This window comes from Roseisolibacter sp. H3M3-2 (genome assembly GCF_029211165.1).
Taxonomy (GTDB): Bacteria; Gemmatimonadota; Gemmatimonadetes; order Gemmatimonadales; family Gemmatimonadaceae; genus Roseisolibacter.
This window is the reverse complement of record NZ_JARGEK010000512.1, coordinates 1-2,672: the sequence shown is the minus strand read 5'-3', so window position 1 is coordinate 2,672 and position 2,672 is coordinate 1. Positions and strand designations below refer to the sequence as shown.

Genomic DNA, 2,672 nt, shown 5'->3' with positions numbered 1-2,672 from the left:
GCCTGTTCGCCGCCGGCGCGCTGTCGCTGGCCGCCGCGCACGGCGCGGAGGGGCGCGACGGCGCGTCCCTCGGCGTGCTCGCCGGCGCGGCGCTGGTCGTCGCCGCGCACCTCGTCAACCGACGCCGCCTCCGGGCGGTCCGCGTCGCGGCCGCGACGTGCTGCCCGTGCGGCGAGTGACGGCCGCGCTCCGACCCCCGGCGAGGCGCGCGCCCGTCCCGCCGCTGGCCCGCCCCCTGCCTACTCCCCGGCTCCGTGCCGCGCCGGAGCGCGGCCGCGAACCACCGGGATGGGGAGGAGGATCGAGATGGCGCAGGACACTGGGAACGCGGAGCGCCGGCTGGCGCTCGTCACGGGCGCGTCGAGCGGAATCGGGCGCGAGCTGGGCACCGTCTTCGCGCGCGAGGGGTGGGACCTCGTGCTGGTCGCCGAGGACCCGGACATCGAGCGCGCCGCGCGCGAGCTGTCGGCGCTGGGGACGACGTGCGAGGCGATCGTGGCCGACCTCGCCACGCGCGAGGGGGTCGAGCGCGTCGCCGCGCGCTTCGGCGCCGACCGGCGGGCGCCCGACGCGGTCGCGCTCAACGCCGGCGTCGGGCTGGGCGGGGCGTTCCTCGACCAGGACCTCGACCGCGTGTTCGCGCTGATCGCGCTGAACGTGACCGGCACGGTGCACCTCGCGCACCGGCTGCTGCCGGCGCTGGTCGAGCGCGGCGAGGGGCGCGTGCTCTTCACGTCGTCGATCGCGGCGCGGATGCCGGGCGCGTTCCAGGCGGTCTACAACGCCAGCAAGGCGTTCGTGCAGAGCTTCTCGGAGGCGCTGCGGAACGAGCTGAAGGACACGGGCGTCACCGTCACCGCGCTGCAGCCGGGCGCGACGGAGACCGAGTTCTTTCACCGCGCGGGGCTCGACGACACCAAGGTCGGGCAGCAGGACAAGGCCGACCCGCAGGACGTGGCGCGCCGGGGCTACGAGGCGATGCTGGCCGGCAAGGACCACGTGGTCGCCGCGACGCTCAAGGAGCGCGCGATGGCGGCGGCGGCGCTCGTCACGCCCGAGCCGATCAAGGCCGAGCAGCACCGGAAGATGGCGGAGCCGGGGTCGGGCTCGCACTAGCGCAGTTCGCGAAGTCGTCGGAGGGCCGGGTCCGCGCGCACACGCGGCCCCGCGTCGCCGACGACCGGAGCGCGGAGCGCCGAGCGCGGAGCGGTCATCGGCGCTCGGCGCCCGGCGCTCAGGTCGCGATCCGCCCGCACCCGAGGGACCGCGCGGAAAGCGGCCCGCCCCGCGAGCGCGAAGTGCTCTCGCGTTCGCGCCGACCACGAACACGCGACGGGCCGCGATCCGTGTGGATCGCGGCCCGTCGCGTCGTGCCGGCGGCGCGGTCAGCGGCGCTGCAGGCGGCTGAGGAGGCGCAGCATCTCGAGGTACAGCCACACGAGCGTCACCAGCAGCCCGAACGCGCCGAACCACTCGGCGGCGCGCGGCGCGCCCTGGCGGGCGCCCTGTTCGATGCGGTCGAAGTCGAGCACGAGGTTGAGCGCGGCGACGCCGACGATCACGACACTGATGCCGATGCCGAGGGGCGAGGCGTCCCACATGAAGGGGAGCTCGGCGCCGAACAGGCGCGCCACGAGCGCCGCCAGCGACGCCAGCACGATCCCCAGCGTCGCGCCGACGACGATCTTGCGGAACATCGGCGTCGCGCGGACGACCCCCGTGGCGTAGAGCAGGAACATCCCGGCGGCGGTGGCGAACGTCAGCACGACCGCGGTGCGCGGGAGCCCGGCGTAGCGCGCGTCGTAGATCGCCGAGACGGCGCCGAGGAGCAGCCCCTCCAGCACCGCGTAGATCGGCGCCGTGAAGGGCGCGAGCCGCGGCACGAACACGGTCACCATCGCCAGCACGAAGCCGCCGATCCCGCCGACGAGCAGGGCGGGCGTCACGACGGCGGTGTTGCCGCCGGCGACGGCGTTCCAGGTGAACGCGGCGCCGAAGCAGACGAGGGCCAGCAGGACGAGCGTCTTCCAGGCGGTGCCGGCGACGGTCATCGTCGCGCCGGGCGCCCGCAGCCCGGTGGCCTTGGCCATCCGGGAGAGCATCGGGTTGGAGGATTCCATGCGCGGGGCGGGGGGTGGGGACGGGCGGGGCGTCCGCCGGGAGCGGCCGGACGTACCCCGGGAAGATACTACCCCGCGCCGCGCCCCACGCTCCCCGCGCGCGGCGCCGCCGGCGTCAGCGCAGCAGCCGCCGCACCTGCTCCCCGTAGCTCCGGCTCGAGGTCAGCCGCGCGCCGTCCGCCAGCGTCAGCTCGTACTCGCCGTGGCCGCAGGGCTCCAGCCGGCGGATCCGGTCGATCCGCACCAGGTGCGACCGGTGCACCCGCACGAACTCCGCCGGGTCGAGCCGCGACGCGAGGACGTGCAGCGACTCGCGCACGAGGTGGCGCCGCCCCCCGGCGACGACGGCGACGTAGTTCCCCTCCGCCTCCACGCGCTCGACGTCCGCGACGGCGACGAAGTACATCCCCTGCGCGTCGCGGACCACGAGCCGCCGCGCGTACCCGTCCTCCCCCCCGGCCCCGCCCCGCGCGGGGTGGGCGGCGACGCCGGCGGCGGCGCCGCCGAGGGCGTGCAGCGCGGCCCGCAGCGGGGCGTCGGCCGCGGCGAGCG

General features: G+C 76.6%; 3 protein-coding genes. 1 reads left to right on the top strand and 2 read right to left on the bottom strand.

Translation table 11 applies throughout. From position 1 onward, the window contains the following. Positions 1-306: 306 nt before the first annotated feature. Positions 307-1,116, top strand: coding sequence for an SDR family NAD(P)-dependent oxidoreductase (locus PYV61_RS23805; RefSeq protein ID WP_275836365.1), 810 nt, complete (start codon positions 307-309; stop codon positions 1,114-1,116). Positions 1,117-1,385: 269 nt separating this feature from the next. On the opposite strand, the gene PYV61_RS23800 is transcribed toward PYV61_RS23805, so the two are convergent. Both PYV61_RS23800 and PYV61_RS23795 read right to left on the bottom strand, forming a co-directional pair. Beyond that, positions 1,386-2,120: a Bax inhibitor-1/YccA family protein gene (locus tag PYV61_RS23800; RefSeq protein ID WP_275836364.1), complete on the bottom strand. Its 735-nt coding sequence runs from the start codon at positions 2,118-2,120 to the stop codon at positions 1,386-1,388. A 115-nt stretch (positions 2,121-2,235) separates the two neighbouring features. Continuing rightward, positions 2,236-2,672 (bottom strand): LytTR family DNA-binding domain-containing protein (locus PYV61_RS23795; RefSeq protein WP_275836363.1); only part of this gene is annotated, 437 nt, incomplete at its 5' end.

What these genes read in the sequence shown, in the direction of transcription:
- PYV61_RS23805 (WP_275836365.1), top strand. Translation starts at nt 307, where the DNA reads ATGGCGCAGGACACTGGGAACGCGGAGCGCCGGCTGGCGCTCGTCACG.
- PYV61_RS23800 (WP_275836364.1), bottom strand. Translation starts at nt 2,120, where the DNA reads ATGGAATCCTCCAACCCGATGCTCTCCCGGATGGCCAAGGCCACCGGG.